Source organism: Streptomyces sp. NPDC007863, assembly GCF_040633895.1.
Classification (GTDB): domain Bacteria; phylum Actinomycetota; class Actinomycetes; order Streptomycetales; family Streptomycetaceae; genus Streptomyces.
On record NZ_JBEYEI010000008.1, the window covers coordinates 100,323 to 118,448 of the forward strand.

General features: G+C 73.6%; 16 protein-coding genes. 3 read left to right on the forward strand and 13 right to left on the reverse strand.

Annotated features, from left to right (window positions below; translation table 11 throughout):
• Nucleotides 1-82 precede the first annotated feature (82 nt).
• The 9 genes from ABZ621_RS14805 to ABZ621_RS14845 form a co-directional block, all read right to left on the reverse strand.
• Nucleotides 83-889 carry an HAD family hydrolase gene (locus ABZ621_RS14805; RefSeq protein WP_360604322.1) on the reverse strand — a complete coding sequence of 269 codons (807 nt, stop codon included), beginning with the start codon at nucleotides 887-889 and terminating at the stop codon, nucleotides 83-85.
• Nucleotides 886-2,175 carry a serine--tRNA ligase gene (gene serS / locus ABZ621_RS14810; protein ID WP_360604324.1) on the reverse strand — a complete coding sequence of 430 codons (1,290 nt, stop codon included), beginning with the start codon at nucleotides 2,173-2,175 and terminating at the stop codon, nucleotides 886-888. The genes ABZ621_RS14805 and serS overlap by 4 nt, the downstream gene beginning before the upstream one ends.
• Nucleotides 2,176-2,642: 467 nt before the next feature.
• The gene (gene pheA, locus ABZ621_RS14815; RefSeq protein ID WP_360604326.1) at nucleotides 2,643-3,578 is read right to left on the reverse strand and encodes a prephenate dehydratase; all 936 of its coding nucleotides are present in this window, start codon (nucleotides 3,576-3,578) and stop codon (nucleotides 2,643-2,645) included.
• A gap of 183 nt (nucleotides 3,579-3,761) precedes the next feature.
• Nucleotides 3,762-5,084 carry an iron uptake transporter deferrochelatase/peroxidase subunit gene (gene efeB, locus ABZ621_RS14820; protein WP_360604328.1) on the reverse strand — a complete coding sequence of 441 codons (1,323 nt, stop codon included), beginning with the start codon at nucleotides 5,082-5,084 and terminating at the stop codon, nucleotides 3,762-3,764.
• Nucleotides 5,085-7,052 carry a copper resistance protein CopC gene (locus ABZ621_RS14825; RefSeq protein ID WP_360604677.1) on the reverse strand — a complete coding sequence of 656 codons (1,968 nt, stop codon included), beginning with the start codon at nucleotides 7,050-7,052 and terminating at the stop codon, nucleotides 5,085-5,087. It lies immediately after the preceding gene.
• A gap of 57 nt (nucleotides 7,053-7,109) precedes the next feature.
• Complete coding sequence (locus ABZ621_RS14830) at nucleotides 7,110-7,562, reverse strand: copper chaperone PCu(A)C (protein WP_360604330.1); 453 nt, start codon at nucleotides 7,560-7,562, stop codon at nucleotides 7,110-7,112.
• Entirely contained in the window at nucleotides 7,559-8,293 is a 735-nt protein-coding gene (locus ABZ621_RS14835; RefSeq protein WP_360604332.1) for an SCO family protein, read from the reverse strand. Before ABZ621_RS14835 ends, ABZ621_RS14830 begins: the two co-directional genes overlap by 4 nt.
• A 136-nt stretch (nucleotides 8,294-8,429) precedes the next feature.
• Complete coding sequence (locus ABZ621_RS14840; RefSeq protein WP_360604334.1) at nucleotides 8,430-9,179, reverse strand: YcnI family protein; 750 nt, start codon at nucleotides 9,177-9,179, stop codon at nucleotides 8,430-8,432.
• Between the two features lie 145 nt (nucleotides 9,180-9,324).
• Nucleotides 9,325-10,098: a hypothetical protein gene (locus tag ABZ621_RS14845; RefSeq protein WP_360604336.1), complete on the reverse strand. Its 774-nt coding sequence runs from the start codon at nucleotides 10,096-10,098 to the stop codon at nucleotides 9,325-9,327.
• A 204-nt stretch (nucleotides 10,099-10,302) separates the two neighbouring features.
• Between ABZ621_RS14845 and ABZ621_RS14850 the strand changes: the two genes are divergently transcribed.
• Nucleotides 10,303-10,749 carry an ATP-binding protein gene (locus tag ABZ621_RS14850; RefSeq protein WP_360604338.1) on the forward strand — a complete coding sequence of 149 codons (447 nt, stop codon included), beginning with the start codon at nucleotides 10,303-10,305 and terminating at the stop codon, nucleotides 10,747-10,749.
• A gap of 48 nt (nucleotides 10,750-10,797) precedes the next feature.
• Here the strand turns inward: ABZ621_RS14850 and ABZ621_RS14855 are convergent, their stop codons facing one another.
• Together ABZ621_RS14855 and ABZ621_RS14860 are read right to left on the reverse strand one after the other, a co-directional pair.
• Nucleotides 10,798-12,255 carry an aminopeptidase P family protein gene (locus ABZ621_RS14855; RefSeq protein ID WP_360604340.1) on the reverse strand — a complete coding sequence of 486 codons (1,458 nt, stop codon included), beginning with the start codon at nucleotides 12,253-12,255 and terminating at the stop codon, nucleotides 10,798-10,800.
• Between the two features lie 104 nt (nucleotides 12,256-12,359).
• Nucleotides 12,360-13,853 carry a PP2C family protein-serine/threonine phosphatase gene (locus ABZ621_RS14860; protein ID WP_360604342.1) on the reverse strand — a complete coding sequence of 498 codons (1,494 nt, stop codon included), beginning with the start codon at nucleotides 13,851-13,853 and terminating at the stop codon, nucleotides 12,360-12,362.
• A gap of 492 nt (nucleotides 13,854-14,345) precedes the next feature.
• Here ABZ621_RS14860 and ABZ621_RS14865 point away from each other — a divergent pair, with 492 nt between their 5' ends.
• Nucleotides 14,346-15,197: a bifunctional DNA primase/polymerase gene (locus ABZ621_RS14865; RefSeq protein ID WP_360604344.1), complete on the forward strand. Its 852-nt coding sequence runs from the start codon at nucleotides 14,346-14,348 to the stop codon at nucleotides 15,195-15,197.
• A gap of 151 nt (nucleotides 15,198-15,348) precedes the next feature.
• On the forward strand, nucleotides 15,349-16,035 hold the full coding sequence (locus ABZ621_RS14870; protein ID WP_360604346.1) for a hypothetical protein: 687 nt from the start codon (nucleotides 15,349-15,351) through the stop codon (nucleotides 16,033-16,035).
• 218 nt (nucleotides 16,036-16,253) lie between these two features.
• Here the strand turns inward: ABZ621_RS14870 and ABZ621_RS14875 are convergent, their stop codons facing one another.
• Both ABZ621_RS14875 and ABZ621_RS14880 read right to left on the reverse strand, forming a co-directional pair.
• A complete protein-coding gene (locus tag ABZ621_RS14875) occupies nucleotides 16,254-17,231 on the reverse strand; it encodes a DUF5926 family protein (RefSeq protein WP_360604348.1) in 978 nt (325 codons plus the stop codon).
• Between the two features lie 217 nt (nucleotides 17,232-17,448).
• Nucleotides 17,449-18,054 carry an ATP-binding protein gene (locus ABZ621_RS14880; RefSeq protein WP_360604350.1) on the reverse strand — a complete coding sequence of 202 codons (606 nt, stop codon included), beginning with the start codon at nucleotides 18,052-18,054 and terminating at the stop codon, nucleotides 17,449-17,451.
• Nucleotides 18,055-18,126: the final 72 nt, after the last annotated feature.

Sequence of the window (18,126 nt, forward strand, 5' to 3'; positions counted from 1 at the left end):
CCGCGCGGGCCGCGACCGACGAAGGCCCGCTCCTTCAGGGAGCGGGCCTTCGCACGGAATTCCCGGCGGTACGGGACGCGGGTCAGAGCGCCAGCAGACGCTCCAGGACGACCGCGATGCCGTCCTCCTCGTTGGAGTCGGTCACCTCGTCCGCGATCGCCCGCAGTTCCTCGTGCGCGTTGCCCATCGCGACGCCGCGCGCGGCCCAGCCGAACATCGGGATGTCGTTGGGCATGTCGCCGAAGGCGATGGTCTCCGCGGCCTTCACGCCCAGCCGGCGCGCCGCCAGCGAGAGGCCGGTGGCCTTGCTCAGGCCGAGCGGCAGGATCTCCACGATCCCCGGGCCCGCCATGACCACGTCGACGAGGCCGCCGACGGTGGCGCGCGCGACGGCGGTCAGCTCGTCGTCGCTCAGCGTCGGATGCTGGAGGTAGAGCTTGGTGAGCGGCGCCGCCCACACCTCGGCCGGGTCCTCGTACGACACGAAGGGCAGCGGGCCCTCCTGGGCCCGGTAGCCGGGGCCCACCAGGACCTCGCCCTCCAGGCCGTCCCGGCTCGCGGCCAGCGCCAGCGGGCCGATCTCCGCCTCGATCTTGGACAGGGCGAGCCCGGCGAGCTGCCGGTCCAGGGTGAGGGAGGTCAGCAGCCGGTGCTCGCCGGCGTGGTAGACCTGCGCGCCCTGGCCGCACACCGCGATCCCCTCGTAGCCGAGGTCGTCGAGGATGTGCCGGGTCCAGGGCACCGCCCGGCCGGTGACGACGATGTGCGCGGCGCCCGCCGCCGTCACCGCGGCGAGTGCCTCCCGGGTGCGGTCCGAGACGGACTCGTCGGCCCGCAGCAGCGTGCCGTCGAGATCCGTCGCGACCAGACGGTAGGGGAAGGCGCTCACTTGGCGATCGGCTCCAGGACCTCGCGTCCGCCCAGGTACGGCCGGAGGACCTCCGGGACGCGCACCGAACCGTCGGCGAGCTGGTGGTTCTCCAGGATGGCGACGATGGTGCGCGGGACGGCGCACAGCGTGCCGTTCAGCGTGGCGAGCGGCTGGACGGTCTTCTTGCCGCCCTGCTCCTCGCGCATGCGGACCGACAGGCGGCGGGCCTGGAAGCTGTCGCAGTTGGACGCCGAGGTCAGCTCGCGGTACTTGCCCTGGGTCGGGATCCACGCCTCGCAGTCGAACTTGCGGGAGGCGGAGGCGCCGAGGTCGCCGGTGGCGACGTCGATCACCTGGAAGGGCAGCTCCAGGGAGGTGAGCCACTGCTTCTCCCAGTCCAGGAGCCGCTTGTGCTCGTTCTCCGCGTCCTCGGGCGCGACGTACGAGAACATCTCGACCTTGTCGAACTGGTGGACGCGGAAGATGCCGCGGGTGTCCTTGCCGTACGTGCCGGCCTCGCGGCGGAAGCAGGGCGAGAAGCCCGCGTACCGCAGCGGCAGCTTGTCGGCGTCGATGATCTCGTCCATGTGGTACGCGGCGAGCGGGACCTCGGAGGTGCCGACCAGGTAGTAGTCGTCCTTCTCCAGGTGGTACACGTTCTCCGCGGCCTGGCCGAGGAAGCCGGTGCCCTCCATGGCGCGCGGGCGGACCAGCGCGGGGGTGAGCATCGGGATGAAGCCGGCCTCGGTGGCCTGCGCGATGGCGGCGTTGACCAGCGCGAGCTCCAGGAGCGCGCCGACGCCGGTCAGGTAGTAGAAGCGTGAGCCGGAGACCTTGGCGCCGCGCTCGACGTCGATGGCGCCGAGCGCCTCGCCGAGCTCCAGGTGGTCCTTGGGCTCGAAGCCCTCGGCGGCGAAGTCGCGGATGGTGCCGTGCGTCTCCAGGACGACGAAGTCCTCCTCGCCGCCGACCGGCACGTCCTCGTGGACGATGTTGCCGAGCCGGAGGAGGAGCGCGCGGGCCGTCTCGTCGGCCTCGTTCTGCTCGGCCTCGGCGGCCTTGACGTCGGTCTTGAGCTGTTCGGCGCGCTGGAGGAGCTCGGCGCGCTCCTCGGGGGTGGCCTTGGGGATCAGCTTTCCGAGCGACTTCTGCTCGGAACGGAGCTCGTCGAAGCGGACGCCGGACGACCTGCGCCGCTCATCGGCGGAGAGCAGGGCGTCGACGAGGCCGACGTCCTCTCCACGGGCGCGCTGGGAGGCGCGAACACGGTCGGGGTCCTCACGGAGCAGGCGAAGGTCAATCACCCCACCAGGCTACCGGTGTGCGCTCGCGCGCCCTCACCGGATTAAAGAGGGCGTGTTGGTATGCCCGAATTGGGGCCTCTTGTTGGGGTCCGGGGAATTCCGGGGAATCGAGTTATCCACAGGGTGTGAGGAAGTTCTGTGGATTCCGGGTCCGCCACCTCTGAATTGCGTGATCAAACACGATTCCCGCACTCATTTCGAGGGGAATCGCTCGCTCTGGAGGGTGAGTGCGGTGGGCCTGCTCTGACGCGTACGGCCGTGGGCCCTGTGGATGGAGGCCATGCGCGCGAGGGGTGACGGGGGTGATTTGTCGACCTTGTCGGGGGCGGGTGTCGACTTGTCCCCAGCCTGCTCGCCAGGCCTGTGGATAACTGATGTGGGAAACCGAAAAGTATGCAGGTAGGACTAACAATGCCTGCCTGTGGACGAACGAACGCGCGAACCGCGCCGCTCGGTCACTATCGCGGTCAGGCCCTGCCGTCCTGGGCCCTCGCCAGCCAGTCGGAGGCAGCCGTGAACTCCTCGTCCGAGGTCCCCCGCCGCAGCGGCCTGACGTCCGCGCGGGACGCACCCGCCCGCGGATACGAGCCGAGGAAGCGCACCTGCGGGCAGATCCGCTTCAGACCCATCAGCGCCTCGGCGACCCGCCGGTCCGAGACATGGCCCTCGGCGTCCACGGCGAAGCAGTAGTTCCCGATCCCCGCCCCCGTCGGCCGGGACTGGATCAGCATCAGGTTCACCCCACGCACCGCGAACTCCTGGAGGAGTTCCAGAAGGGCACCCGGATGATCGTCACCCAGCCACAGCACCACCGAGGTCTTGTCCGCGCCGGTCGGCGCCGCGGGCCGGGCCGGCCGGCCCACGAGCACGAAGCGCGTCTCCGCGTTCTCCGCGTCGTGGATCTCCTTGACCAGTGCCTCCAGGCCGTACGTCGCCGCCGCGAACTCACCCGCGAAGGCCGCGTCGAACCGCCCCTCCTGCACCAGCCGGGCGCCGTCCGCGTTGGACGCCGCCGACTCCCACACCGCCTCCGGGAGGTGCTTGCGCAGCCAGTTGCGCACCTGCGGCTGGGCCACCGGATGGCCGGTCACCGTCTTGATGTCCGACAGCGCGGTCCCGGGGCGGACGAGCAGCGCGAAGGTGATCGGCAGCAGCACCTCGCGGTAGATCATCAGCGGCTCGCCGGAGGCCAGCTCGTCGAGGGTCGCCGTCACCCCGCCCTCGACCGAGTTCTCGATCGGGACGAGCGCGGCGGCCGCCTCCCCGTTCCGTACGGCGTCGAGCGCGGCCGGGACCGAGACCATGGGGACGAGTTCCCGCGTGGCCGCCTCGGGCAGGCTCCGCAGCGCGGCCTCCGTGAACGTGCCTTCGGGACCGAGGTAGGTGTACCGGGTGGCGGACATACCGTCACCCTAATGCGCCCCGGCCCCGCCGCCCGCCCCGTCTCAGCCCTCGACCCGCCCCGGACCCGGACCCCCCGACCGCACCGGGAGCCGGCCTCGGAGCCGGTCTCGGGGCAGCCTCGGCCGGCGTCCGGGCTTCCGTCGGCCTCCGGGTCTCGGTCGGCCTCCGGTTCCCGGTCGGTCTCAGGACTCCAGCAGCCGCTGGCCGACGTACTCGCCCTCGGCGGCACCGCCCGGCACGGCGAAGAGACCGCTCGACTCGTGCCGGATGAAGGCCGACAGCGCGTCGCCCCGGTCGAGCTTCCGCTGCACCGGCACGAAGCCGCGCAGCGGATCGGCCTGCCAGCAGATGAAGAGGAGCCCGGCGTCCGGGGTGCCGTCCGCGCCGATCCCGTCGTGGAAGGAGAAGGGCCGGCGCAGCATCGCCGCACCGCCGTTCTGTTCGGGGGCGGAGATCCGGGCGTGGGCATTGCCGGGGATGACCGGCTTCCCGTCCGGGCCCAGCTTGTCCAGGTCCAGCGGGGTGGTCTCCGAACCGCCCGAGAGCGGTGCCCCGTCCGCCTTGCGGCGGCCGATGACCTGCTCCTGCTTCTCCCGCGCCAGCCGCTCCCAGTCGTCCAGGAGCATCCGGATCCGCCGCACGACCGCGTAGGAGCCGCCCGCCATCCAGTCCTGGGCGCCCGTCGCCCCGGCCGGGACGAAGATCCGCCGGTCGAAGTCGGGGTCGGTGGTCTTCGGGTTGTTCGTGCCGTCGACCTGCCCCATCAGGTTCCGGGCCGTCATCGGGCGCGCGGTCGCCCCCGCCGAGCGGTTGAAGCCGTTCATCTGCCAGCGGACCCGGGCCGCGTCCCCGGCGTCCTTCTGGAGCGCGCGCAGCGCGTGGAAGGCGACCAGGGCGTCGTCCGCCCCGATCTGCACCCACAGATCGCCCTCCGAGCGCTTCGGGTCGACCGCGTCGGAGGAGAAGGCGGGCAGCGGTTCGAGCTGCGCCGGGCGCCGGGCGGCGAGGCCGGTCCGGTCGAAGAAGGTGCGGCCGAAGCCGAAGGTGACCGTGAGGGAGGACGGGCCCGCGTCCAGCGCGATCCCGGTGTCCTCGGCCGGCGCTTCCCCGGCCATCAGCGTCCGTGCCGTCGCCGACCAGCGGCGCAGCAGCGCGGCGGCCTCCCGGCGGCCCGCGCCCGGCGCGAGGTCGAAGGCGATCAGATGGCCCCGCGACTGGAGCGGGGTGGTGATCCCGGGCTGGTGGCGCCCGTGGAACCCCACCTCGGTGGCGCCCACCGAGGTGAGGGCGCCGGAGCCGCCGGCCCCGGGTGTGGCGGTGCCGTCCTCCGAGACGGCCGCCGCGATCCCGGCACCGCCCGCGGCGCCGATCACCAGGCCGGCCGCGCCCGCCGCGCCGACGGTGCCGAGCAGCCGGCGCCGGGAGATGTCGAGGTGGCCGCTGCCGGAGGCGGGGGCGGGGGCGCCGTCGGGCGCGGGGCCGGTCACGGGGTTGCTCACGGTCATTCAGCCGATCTTGACGTTCTTCTCGATGGTGGTCTGGTCGATGTCGGAGGTGCGGACCGTCACCTGGATCCGCCACTCGCCCGGGAGCGGGAGCTGGACGCCGCTCGCGCTCCAGTGCCCGGTCTGGATCCGGTCGGGGGCGACGGGAAGCGGGCCGACGCCCTTCTCCTCCAGGGTGAGGTTCACCTTGATCTCGGGGACGTCCAGCGGCTTGCCGTTGGGGCGCTCCACATAGAGGTGCAGGGCGTTGGCGCCGGTGCGGCCCGGGTCGAGGCTGAGCCGGACGACGCCCTTGCCGTCCACGCCGCCGGTGTCGAAGGGGAGGCGGATGTCGACCGGGCGGTCGGGCACCGCGGCCGAGCCGGCCGTCGTCCCGCCGTTCCGGGCGGCCTCCTCCTCGGTGCGGCCGGGCTCGGTGGAGGTGAGGACGGTGGTCACGGCGAGCAGGACGACGGCCACGGCGGCCTCGGTCAGCACCGAGCGGCGCAGGCCGGTCCGCTCGGGGTCCGCGTCCCGCGCCTTCTTCCGGCGCGCGGTGGCCATGGCGGCCCGCTGGCGGGCGAGCTGGGCGGCCCGCTCGGGATCGGGCTCGTCCCCGGGAGCGGATTCCGCGGTGCCCGTCCCCTCCTGAAGGCCCTCTCCCTCAAGCTCTCCCGCGAGATCTTCCTCAAGCCGGTCCTCAAGCCCGTCCTCGGGCTCCTCCTGAAGGTCCTTCTCAAGCTCCTTCTCAAGCTCCTCTTCCTCGGTCTCCGACGCCGTCCGTTCCGCCAGGCGTCGGGTCCAGCGGCGGGATATCCAGGCGATGCCGACGAGTACGGCCATCAGGCCGATCTTCACCAGGAGCAGCTGCCCGTACCGGGTGCCGGTGAGGGCGGACCAGGAGCCGACCTGGCGCCAGGACTGGTAGAGGCCGGTGGCCACCAGGGCGGCGACCGAGACGAAGGCGACCCGGGAGAAGCGCTCGACGGCCGCGCGTTCCACGGAGGGCGCCCGGTAGAGGGCGACCAGCAGGGTGGTGAGCCCGCCGAGCCAGGCGGCGACCGCCAGGAGGTGCAGGATGTCGACCGGCATGGCGACGCCGGGCTGGATGCCGGTGGAGGCGTGTTCGGCGAGCGCCCAGGTGCCGGCGATGCCCGCGGCGACCACGGTGCCCCCGAGGCCCAGGCCGAAGGCGAGGTCCTTGCGCTCCTTGGGGTCGGTGCGCCGGGCGTACGCGCCGAAGAGGACGGCGACGAAGAGCGCGGCGGCCCCGAGCAGCAGCAGCCGGGAGGTGAGCGCGGCCCCGGTCTTGGTCTGGAGCACGGCCTGGAGCCCGGCCAGGTCGAAGACGTCGGCGAGCTTGCCGGAGCCGGTGTACGGGCCGCGCAGCAGCAGCATGACCAGGGTGGCGCCGGTGAGGGTCAGCCAGCCCCGCACCACGGTCCGTTGCACGGGCCGGACGCCCGCGCCGCGCGGCCAGCACAGCAGCACGAAGGCGCCGCCGCCGACGAGGACGGCGAAGCCCGCGTACGACAGATAGCGCGCGATCCCGTAGAGGGCGCCGACGACCCCGCCGCCGGCCGTCTGCTCGGGCAGCGCGACCGAGGTGGCGGAGGGGGCGCCGATGGAGAAGGTGAAGGCCCCCGCGATCGGGTGGCTGTCGGCGGAGACGGTCTGCCAGGCGACGGTGTAGGTGCCGTCCGGCAGACCGGCCCGCAGGGCCACGCCGTACTTGACGACGGCACCGCTGCACAGGTCGATGATCTCGCCGGTGTCGGCGCGCCGGCCCGAGGGGTCGAGGACCCGGATCGAGTCGGCGCTCATCGCGACCTGCTCCGAGAAGGTGAGGCCGACCTCCTTGGGGGCGGTGGCGACCACCGCCCCGTCGCCGGGGTCGCTCCCGGTCAGCGCCGCGTGCGCGGAGGCGGGGGCGGCGCCCGCGAGGAGCACGCCCAGGAGCGCGGCCGCGAGTACGAGCAGCCGGGCCAGGGCGGTGCCGAGGCGGGGGGCGGTGGGTGTCGTCACTGTGTCACTCCGTCAACGAGCTCAGTGCTGCTGCGGGTTGTGGTTGGTGGCCTCGACGGGCAGCTCGACCGTGATCGGGTCCGCCTTCTCGAAGTGCAGCTCGATGCTGACCTTCTCGCCCTGCTTCAGCTTCTTCTTCAGCTCCATGAACATGAGGTGGTTGCCGCCCCGGGCCAGCTTCAGCTCCCCGTTGGCGGGGATGTCGAAGGCCTTCACCATCTGCATCTTCTGGTTCTTCGTCTCGTGCATGGTGACGTCGTCGGAGAGCGGGCTGGTGACCGAGGTGAGCTTGTCGGCGGTGTCGCCGGTGTTCTCGATGGTGAGGAAGCCGCCGGCCATGTCCATCATGGGCTGGGGCATGTAAGCGCCGCTGACCTTCAGCTCGGGCTTTCCGCTGTCGGACGAACACCCGGTGAGCGCGAGCGCGGCGGCGAGCGCCACGGAGGCGGACAGGGCGGTGGTGCGGCGGTTCACGGGTTCTCTCCCTTGATGATCTTCGGCAGGTCCTTGGCGTAGTCGTCGACGGTGGCGTCCTCCCCGTACAGGACGTAGCCCTGGTCGGTGGTGGGGGAGAAGGCGACGACCTGGGCGCCGTGCATGGAGACGACGGTGCCGTCCTTCTCCTTCTTCGGCGGGTCGATGCCGATGCCGATCGAGCGGGCGCCCGCCTGGATCGTCGTGAAGTCGCCGGTGAGACCGGTGAAGGACGGGTCGCCGAAGCCCGGCAGCCACTTGGCCAGCGAGGCGGCCGTGTCCCGCTCGGGGTCGGTGGTGACGAAGACGACCTGGAGCTTGTCCTGGTCGGCCTTGGGGAGCTGCTTCTTGGCGATGGCGATGTTGCTCATCGTCAGCGGGCACACGTCGGGGCAGTTGGTGTAGCCGAAGTAGATGAGCGTCGGCTTGCCCTTGGTGCGCTCGCGCAGGTCGTAGCGCTCGCCCTTGGTGTCGGTGAGGACGAGGTCGGGCTTGGTGAACGGCCGGTCGAGGACGGTCGCGGCCCGGGTCTTCTCGGTGACGCCCTCGATCTGGGCGACGCCGGAGGAGGCGGTGTCCTTCTTGCCGTCGCCGCCGAGGCCGACCGCGGCGGTGATGCCGAGGGCGGCGACGATCGCGACGGCCGCGATGATCAGCGGGGTGCGCCGACCGGGGCGGCCTGTGGTGCCGTCCCCGCCGCTCTGCGACGGGGACGTCTTCTCTGTGGACATGCGGTGAGTGTCTTTCGGAGTGCGGGAGGTGCGGGACGTGCGGCTCTCACCGGGCGCCGGGGGCGCCGGGTGCGCCGGGCACACCAGGCGTACCGGGTGTGCCGCGGCGGGCCGGGTATGCCGACCGGGGTGAGCGTCAGGCCGAGCGGCGGCGGCCGGCGAGGACGCCGAAGGCGACGCCGGCGATGCCGACGAGGATGCCGATGACGCCGAGGACACGGGCCGTGGTGTCGCTGGAGGAGGCGGACGCGGTCTCGGTGTGGTCACCGGCGCCGTCCTCGTGACCGGCCTTCGCGTCCGTCGCGGCGGTGGCCGAGGCGGTGGGCGTGGCGCCGCCGCCGTGGTGGTCGGCGCCGGCGGCCGAGAGCTTCAGGACCGGGGCCGGGTTCTGCGGCTCCTCGGAGCCCTTCTGCTCCTCGATCCAGCGCACGACCTCGTCGTTGTCGTAGGTCTGGATGGCCTTGAGGACGAGCTGGTCGACGTCCTCCGGCAGCTGGCCGAGGGAGAGCGGGAACTGCTGGAACTGGCCGGGGCCGATCTTCGAGCCGTCCGCGGTCCAGGTCACCTTGGAGACGGCCTCGTTGATCTGCTTGCCGTGCAGCGTCAGCGGCTTGTCCAGCTTGGACTTGGTGACCTCGGCCTTCCAGCCGGGGACCGGCTGCGGCATGACGGAGGCGAGCGGGTGGTCGAGCGGGAAGTTGACCTCCAGCTTCACGGTGGAGGCGTTGTCGCGCTCGTTCGGGACCTTGATGTTCACGGTCGCGTAGCCGCCCTTGGCGGCCTCGCCCTGCGGCTGCACGCTCACATGGGCGAAGGCCGTACCCGACAGGAGGACGACGGAGGCGGCGGCGGTGCCGGCGGCGAGGGCGACGCGGGACAGGTTCATGGAAGACACTCCGGCTCGGTGAGGGGACCCGTGGCGGGCCCGCGAGAGAGAAGGCGGTCCGGTCCGGCGGCCCGCGGCGCCACGGGAGGACCCGGGCGGAGGGGCGCGGACGGGCGCGGCCCCGCTCCCCCTGGAGCGGACCGCGTCAGGCTGCGAGGACGCAGGCTGCGGCCGGCGGGCCGCGGCGGATCACCGTGTGCTGGAGCGCCCCGGCCACCGGCGGCGGGGAGTCGAGGGCGGTGCGGGGCCGGCCGCGCGGACCGGCCGGAGCCAGCGCCGCCAGGCCGGCGAGGAGCGCCCGGACGAGGCGGAGCGCGGCGCGCAGGGAGCGTACGGTGACGCCCTCGGCGAGCTCGCCGGCGCGCTGCTCGGAGAGCTCCACGAGCCGGACCAGGGCCAGGTCGCCCCGGCGCAGCAGCCAGCCGGCCACCAGGGCGGCGAGCAGGTGCCCGAGGGCCATCGGCAGGCTCGGCAGCAGCGCGTCGGCGGGTGCGCCGGCCCCGTGCGCGCCCGCGTGGGCGGACGCGGCGGCCGGGTCGATCCCGGCGCGGCCGAGGATCCCGGCGGCGTCGCCGGGGGTGAGGTTGGCCGCGCCCGAGCCGCAGACGAGCTTGGCCGCCATGCGGACGAGCGTGTCGTCGGCCTGGGCGATCGGCGCGAGCTGCCGCTGACCGAGGCCGAAGAGGAGGTGGAGCCCGAGCTGTCCGCCCGCGAGGGTGGCGACGACGAAGCCGAGCGAGCGCTCGCGCCCGGTGAGCAGGACCGTGACCCCGAAGACGCCGAGGAAGCCGGCGAGGAGGGTCCACAGGGCGATGCCCGCGCAGGCGGCGAGGGCGTGGCCAAGCGCGGACAGCACGACGCAGACCGCGGTGAACACCGCGGCCCTCAGCAGCCGTGGAGCGAGCGCGGGGGCAGACATGGCGGCCCCATCATCGCACCAGGGCACCCGCCCGCAGGAGGCAGGTCCGCAAGGTCGGCCTTGGGGGTGTTCGGGCGGACATACACCGGGGTCCGACCCCCTCGCGTCCGCCGAACGGGCGCTCTTGACGCTTCCGGGCGCTTACGGACCGCCGCGCGCGGCAATAGCTAGGGGTATGTCGAGCCGCTGCCGGGAGGCTGGAGCATGAGCATCTGGTGGTCACTCCATCTGCGGCGCGAGGCCGCGAGCGTGCCGCTCGCCCGGCGCCTGTTCCTCGGCACCATGGAGACGGCCGGGGTCGATCCCGACGTCTCCTACGAGCTGTCGGTGGCCCTGACCGAGGCGTGTGCCAACGCGGTCGAGCACGGCGGCGGCCCCGCCGCGGGCCGGGCCTCGGAGGCGTACCGGGTGACGGCCTTCCTCGACGGCGAGACCTGCCGCATCGAGGTCGCCGACGCGGGCCCGGGCTTCCCCGGGACGCCGGCGCCCGCTCCGGCCGCCCGTCCGGACGCCGAGAGCGGCCGCGGCCTGCGCCTGATCGAGGAGCTCTCCGACCACGTCCAGTTCGGCCGCTCGGGCCGGGGCGGGGCGGTCGTCAGCTTCGACAAGATCCTGAAGTGGAAGGACAGCCCGTCCCTCCTGATGGCGTGACGGGGCCCCGCCGGCGAGGTCGCCGACGGGGCCCGTACGCGTGCGGGGTCAGCCCTTCAGGCCGGCCATCCACGCCTCGACCTCGTCCGACCGGCGGGGCAGCTGGTCCGACAGGTTCCGGTTGCCGTCCTCCGTGACGAGGATGTCGTCCTCGATCCGGACGCCGATGCCGCGGTACTCCTCCGGCACGGTCAGGTCGTCGGCCTGGAAGTAGAGCCCCGGCTCGACGGTCAGGCACATGCCCGGCTCCAGGGTGGTGTCGACGTACGCCTCGGTGCGCGCGGCGGCGCAGTCGTGGACGTCCATGCCGAGCATGTGGCCGGTGCCGTGCAGGGTCCAGCGGCGCTGGAGACCCAGCTCCAGGACGCGCTCGGCCGGGCCCTCGACGAGGCCCCACTCGACGAGCTTCTCGGCGAGCACCCGCTGGGCGGCGTCGTGGAAGTCGCGGTAGGCGGCGCCGGGCTTCACCGCGGCGATGCCCGCCTCCTGCGCCTCGTACACCGCGTCGTAGATCTTGCGCTGGACGTCGGTGTACCGGCCGTTGATCGGCAGGGTGCGGGTGACGTCGGCGGTGTAGAGCTCGGTGGTCTCGACGCCGGCGTCGAGCAGGAGCAGGTCGCCGGAGCGGACGGCGCCGTCGTTGCGGACCCAGTGCAGGGTGCAGGCGTGCGGGCCGGCGGCGGCGATGGTGCCGTAGCCGACGTCGTTGCCCTCGACGCGGGCGCGGAGGAAGAAGGTGCCCTCGATGTAGCGCTCGCTGGTGGCCTCGGCCTTGTCGAGGACCTTCACGACGTCCTCGAAGCCGCGGGCGGTGGAGGCGCAGGCCTTCTCCAGCTCGGCGATCTCGAAGTCGTCCTTCACGAGCCGCGCCTCGGAGAGGAAGACGCGCAGCTCCTCGTCGCGCTCGGCGGTGACCTTGTCGGTGAGGGCGGCCTCGATGCCGGCGTCGTGGCCGCGCACGGCACGGACCGGGCCGGTGGCCTCGGTGAGGGCGGCGGCCAGCTCGCGCACGTCCTTCGCCGGGAGGCCGAGCAGCTGCTCCGCCTCGGCGAGGGAGTGGCGGCGGCCGACCCACAGCTCGCCCATGCCGTCGAGCCAGAACTCGCCGTTCTCGCGGTCCGAGCGGGGCAGCAGGTAGATCGTGGCCTCGTGGCCGTCCGCGACCGGCTCCAGGACGAGGACGCCGTCGTGGGTCTGGTCGCCGGTGAGGTACGCGTACTCGGTGGAGGCGCGGAAGCTGTACTCGGTGTCGTTCGACCGGGTCTTCAGGCTGCCGGCCGGGATCACCAGGCGCTCGCCCGGGAAGCGGGCGGAGAGGGCGGAGCGCCGGGCGGCGGTCCGCTCGGCCTGCGGGATCGGCACGAGGCCGGTCAGCTCCGTGTCGGCCCAGCCGGACTTCATGCTCTCGGCCAGCTCGTCGGACACGCCCTGGTACAGGCCGTTCTTCCGCTGCTTGATCGGCTCCTCGGCCTCGTCCGGGGTCTCCGGAGTGAGCTCTTCGGCCACGGGTCTGCCTCCTCTTGGTACGACACTGAACCCCCTCCATCGTACGGTCGTACGGAAGGGGGCCCAGGGCCGGAAGGCCCGTTACCGAGCGGTCACCGCCGGGATCAGTCGAAGCGGGCGGCGAGCAGGACCACGTCCTCGCCCTCCACCGCCGGGTCGAGCCCGTCCGGAAGCACGGTCCGCAGGACGTGGTCGGCGACCGCGCCCGGATCGTCCCGGTCCGTCCTGGGCACGCTCGCGGCGGCCGCGTGGAGCCGGGCGAAGGCCCGGTCGATGGGGTCGCCGGTACGCCGCAGCAGCCCGTCCGTGTACAGCAGCACCGTTTCTCCTGGCGCGGGGGACAGCTCCACGCTGGGCGCCTCCCAGCAGGAGAGCATGCCGAGCGGGGCGGAGAGGGAGGTCTCCACGTACTCGGTGCGGCGCTCGCCGATCAGCAGCGGCGGGGTGTGGCCGGCGCCGGCGAGGACGAGCCGGCGGCGGGCCGGCTCGGCGTAGGCGAAGAGGGCGGTGGCCGAGCGGGCCGGCTCGGTGAGCCGGAGCAGCAGCTCCAGGTCGGAGAGGACGGCGACCGGGTCCTCGCCCTCCATCACGGCGTACGCGCGCAGCGAGGCGCGCAGCCGTCCCATCGCGGCCAGCGCGCTGGGCCCGGTGCCGGAGACGGAGCCGACGGAGAGTCCGAGGGCGCCGTCGGGCAGCGGCAGGGCGTCGTACCAGTCGCCGCCGCCCCGGGGGCCGGTGCGGTGGCGGGCGGCGAGCCGGACGCCGGGGACGCGGGGGAGCCGGCTCGGGAGCAGCTCCTCGGCGACCGTGGAGACCTGGACGCGGGCCCGCTCGATCTGGAGGAGGTGGGCGAGGTGCTCGGTGGCGAAGCGGCCGTAGAGGCCGACGAGGTGGCGCTGGCGGTCGGTGGGGGCGGCCGGCTCGTCGTAGAGCCAGACGCCGGCGCCGAGCCGGCCGGTCTCCTCGGTGGCGAGGGGGAGGGCGTAGCTGGCGGCGTAGCCGAGGCGGGCGGCGACCTCGCGGTGGCGGGGGTCGAGGCCTTCCTCGGTGCGGACGTCGTGGATGGCGATGGGCTCCGGGACGCGGTCCGGATCGGAGGGGTCGGGGAGCCCGTCGAGGAGGCGGCCGTAGCTGGTGGCGCCGCGGGGGACGGTCTCGATGGTGCCGAGGTCGGCGTGGGCGAGGCCGAGGCCGACGGTGGTGGTGGGGCCGAGGCCGTCGGCGGGTTCGAGGACGGCCATGCCGCGGCGGGCGCCGACGAGGGCGGCTCCGGCGCCGAGGAGCTCGTGCAGGGCCTCGTCGAGGGTGGCGGTCCTGATGAGCCGCTCGGTGAGTTCGTGGAGGGTGGTGAGGTCGGAGACCCAGCCGGCCAGGCGGTCCGTGATCTGGGCGCCGGGGCCGGGAGCCGCGTCGGCCGGTGCCGCGGCGGCGGGGACGCCCGTGAGAGGCGCCTTAGTGTGCGGTGGCGCGGGAACCGTGGAGTCGATTCCGGCCACTTTCGGAAGGTGCTGCTGCAGGTGTTTCGGCAGGTGTGGGGAGCTCATCTCGGTCGGCTTTCCGACCGGTGCGTTTGACGCCATGGCATCGCAAACCCCCATGTCATATTGCGCCGCTCGATGTCTCCACATGTACACGCACCCGAGGAGCGATGTCCAGCATTGTCCCCATGGGACTTGTGGTGTCCGAGTGGCGTTCCGCGAGCTCGTGCGCAGGGGTTGAAGTGAGCTGGAAGTTGGCTGAAAATTGACCCTGCTGTGCACCATTTGCGGTCGACTGGCGTCGTTTGAAAGCGCGTCATTTTGAGCGTGTGGGGTACGTAATCGATGACAGGCAGGGGCAGTTGACGCCGCCCCGGGATCGAGAAGCGGAACCCCGGCGTCGTACGTGCCGCAGGCCGCAGCCCCTCCCCGCGTGGCGGGGATCGTGTTCTGAACCGGCTTCGACCCGACTGTGACCCGGCCCCGTTCCGGCCGGCCCCGCCCCGGGCGGGACGACGCACCGCCGACGCTGTACGCGCTGATACGCACGGTGAAGAGATCTGCACATGGTGTGATGTGGATTCGGCGTTCAACGGAAAGGAACGAGCGCTCATGCGCGAGATCCTCGGAAGGCGACGCAGGCTCCGGTTCCGGCGCAAGGCGAGGACCGCACGGCAGGACGCGGCGGTGACCTTCGCGGTCGAGTGGGACTGGCCCGTCCTGCCGGGAGTGGGCCTGGCCGAGCCCGCCGGCGGGGCGAAGACCTCCGGCCGCGGCGGCCTGCGGGCCGTCTCGGGAGCCGGCAGAGCGGAGCGCTCCGGCGCGGGCCGTGCGGAGCCGCCGGCCACCGGTGGCGCGGCCGGCCGTGCGGAGAGGGCCGGTGCCGGCCGTACGGCCGAGCGGTCCGGGGGTGCGCCGCGGACCGGCGGCGACGGCCCGGTGTGCGCCTGCCCCGACCCGGACTGCGTGGTCCCCGGCGCCCACCCCTTCGACCCGGGCCTGCTGGCCGCCACCACCGACGAGCGGATGATCCGCTGGTGGTGGACCCGGCGCCCGGACGCCCCCGTCGTGCTGGCCACCGGTGGCCGCGCCCCCTGCGCGGTGAGCCTCCCGGCGCTCGCGGGCGCCCGTGCCCTGCGGGACCTCGACGCGATGGGCATGCGGCTCGGCCCGGTGGTGGCGACGCCGACCCGCTGGTCGATCCTGGTCGCCCCGTACGGCCTCGAACGGCTCGGCGAGCTGCTGTACGCGAAGGACAGCGTGCCCAGCTCGCTGCGGTTCCACGGCGAGGGCGGCTATCTGCTGCTGCCGCCGTCCACGGCGGGCACCGGGCAGGTCCGCTGGGAGCGGGAGCCGCTCGCCGGCTCGGCCCGCCCCTGGCTGCCGGACGTGGAGGCGGTCGTCGACGCCCTGGTCGCGGCGAGCACGGCCACCCCCGGCGGCGGGAGCAGGCTCGCCTACTGACCGTTCACCCGAACGGGTGTGTCCCGGGCCGACGCGTACGGGAATCCGGCGCGCGGCCCGCCGGGCGCCCGTCCGGCGCGGGTAGGTTCGGCCCACCGTCCGTGATCGTTCCCGGCCCGGGACCGGTCCCCGAACAGAGCAGGTGGGTCGCATGAGTCGGCTGAGCCCGGCGCAACTCCGCATGGCCGGCCTCGGCACCGCCGTCGCGATCGCCGTCCTCGTCCCCCTGGCCGCCAAGGCGGGCCAGCAGGACGAAGCACCACCGCCGAGCGCCCACGCGGCGGCGCCCCACGCTCCGGCGGGCCAGGCCCCGGCGGGCGACGCCAAGCCGGGCGGTGCGGCCGGAGGGCTGCTGGGCGACCTCGGGCTCGGCGGGGAGGACCGTACCGGCGGGGAGGACCGTACCGGCGAGAGCGCCCGGCCCGCCGCCCCGCGGCAGGCGCCCCCGTCGGCGCGCGCCGACGCGGAGGCCGCGGGGGCGCCCGAGCGGGTCAGCCGCTGCGGTCCCGAACTCGCCTCGCCCGAGGGCGTCGAGGCGCAGACGTGCGTCCTGTCCGAGGGTCCGGACGTCTGGGCGCGGACCTACTACCGCAATGCGACCGGCCGCGAGATCGACGCGATTCTGACCCTCATGGCGCCCGGTGGCCGGACGATCCAGGTGCGGTGCGCGGTCCCCGCGCGGGACGAGCCGGATACCTGCGAGACCCCGAGGGAGCCGGGTACGGGCGCCGCTCGCGCGCATACGGCGGTGGCGGAATTCGCGGGGAAGGAAGAAGGCGGCGACGCACCGCTGCTGCTCCGCTCGGGCAGCAACACGGCCGAGGACGAAGCGAGTTGAGAAACCGCCCCGGCGCGACGGCGGGGCGGACATGGAAACGCCCGGTCGCTGGCGACGGGGGATGCACCAGCGACCGGGCTTCCAGAACGGTAACAAGAGATCTGCGGTTCGCAAATTCGATCTCGGTTATTCGGACAGGGATTTACCGCTCCGTAGGTTCCGCTGTGGCGGAAGTCACCGACTGGTCGGTCTGTCAGTCACCGATACCACCTGGGGTATCAGCTGAGAGTCACCTGACGGTTCGTGAGGCCGCCGCGCGCGCGACGCTCCTCGGCGGTGAGGGGGGTGTCCACGGCGAGCGCCTCGGCCAGTCGCCCGGCGAACTCGGCGGCGGGCTTCTCGCACTGCTCGGCGGTCATCGCCGACGGCAGGTCCCACACCGGGACCATCAGGCCGTGGGCGCGGAAGGAGCCGACGAGACGGGTGTCCGGGCCGAGCGAGGTGGTGCCGGCGGCCTGGAGGCGGGCGAGCGCGTCGAGGAGCTTCTCCTCCGGGTGCGGCATGACCCAGCGCAGGTGGTTCTTGTCCGGGGTCTCGCACCAGTAGGCGGCGTCGACCGAGGCCAGCTTCTCCGTGGGGATCGCGGCGGCGTTGGCCCGCTCCAGGGAGGCGGCGACCTCGGGTTCGGCGCCGTCCGCCGACTTCGGGATCCAGAACTCGAAGCCGGTGTGGACCTCGGGCTCGAAGGGCGCGTCCGTGTCCAGCAGGTCCTGGAGGCGCGGGCCCTCGGGCTCGACGCGGCGCGGCGGCACCGGGTTGCCGGGCTCGGTCTCCAGCGCGCGCTGGAGGGTGTCGGCGAGGTCGCGGGACAGGTCGCCGGAGGTGCCGTCGTTCTGCAGGGCGAGCAGGACGGAGCCGTCGTCGCGGCGGAGCGCGGGCCAGGCCATCGGCAGGACCGTCGCCAGCGTCACCGACGGCACGCCCTCGGGCAGCCCGCCCTTGAGGGTGAGCGGCACGGTGGCGGCGGGCACCAGCTCGCGCAGCGCGACCAGGTCGCACTCGCCGGGCAGGCCCTCGAAGGGGCGCTGGACGTGCTCGGTCACGGCGTGCGCGGCCGCCCGGCCGTGGCACGCCTTGTAGCGGCGGCCCGAACCGCACGGGCACGGCTCGCGCGCGCCGACGACCGGGATCTCCCCGTTCGTGACCTGTGCCTGGCCGCTCTTGCCGGCCTTCGTCTGGGGGCGCTTCTTGGCCATGGTGTGGCTTTCTCCCGATCGCGGTGCTGTGTCGGGCGCGAGCCTAGCCGCCCGGACGCCGCGGCAAGCTCAGCCGTGCCATGACCACCCGACGGATCGGATACGGTCCCCGCCCGCGGAGCGTTCACGGGCTCCGCCGACGCGGCCGCCGGCCCCGGAGCCGTATCCGGGAACCGGCCGGAAACGCACCCCCGCATGCCTGTTCGGGGCCGTCGCGTCAGTCCAGGTCGTCGTACGCGTCGAGGAGGTCGAAGCCGGAGCCGCCGGCGCCGACCCGGGCCGCGAAGTCCTCGCGGCGGTGGCCCTCCGTGACGATCGCCCAGACCGTGACCTCGCCCGCCGCGCTGTCGCGCACGCCCCAGTCCTGGGACAGGGCGCCGATGATGTTGAGCCCGCGTCCGCCGCGTGCCGTGACCGAGGGCGTCGACGGGACGGGTCTCGTGGGACCGCCTCCGTCCGTGACCTCGACCGTGAGCCCGCCCGACGCGTCGAGCCGCCAGGCCGCCAGCACGTCGCCCTCTCCCCGGTCCGCCCGGCCCAGCGGCCTGCCGTGCCGGTAGGCGTTGCTGAGCAGTTCGGACAGGATCAGGACCGCGTCGTCGACGACCGATTCCGACACCCCGCTGCGGTACAGCTCGTCCCGCATCCGGTGTCGCGCTTCCCCCACGCCCGCAGGGCCATGGGGTACGGCCATGCTCGACGACGTGGGCACCTTCTGTGCCACCACCAACGCCACCCCCGAGACCTCCTTCGCCCCACGCCACCGTGTGGATGCCCCGGTGACCGCGACCGGAAACCGCCTGTTCCGGGTGGGGTGGAGCACAAGTGACGATCGCGTACGTGCCGAACGCGCCGGTGCGCACCCCCCGGCCGGCCCGGCGGGGCGGCCGGGCCC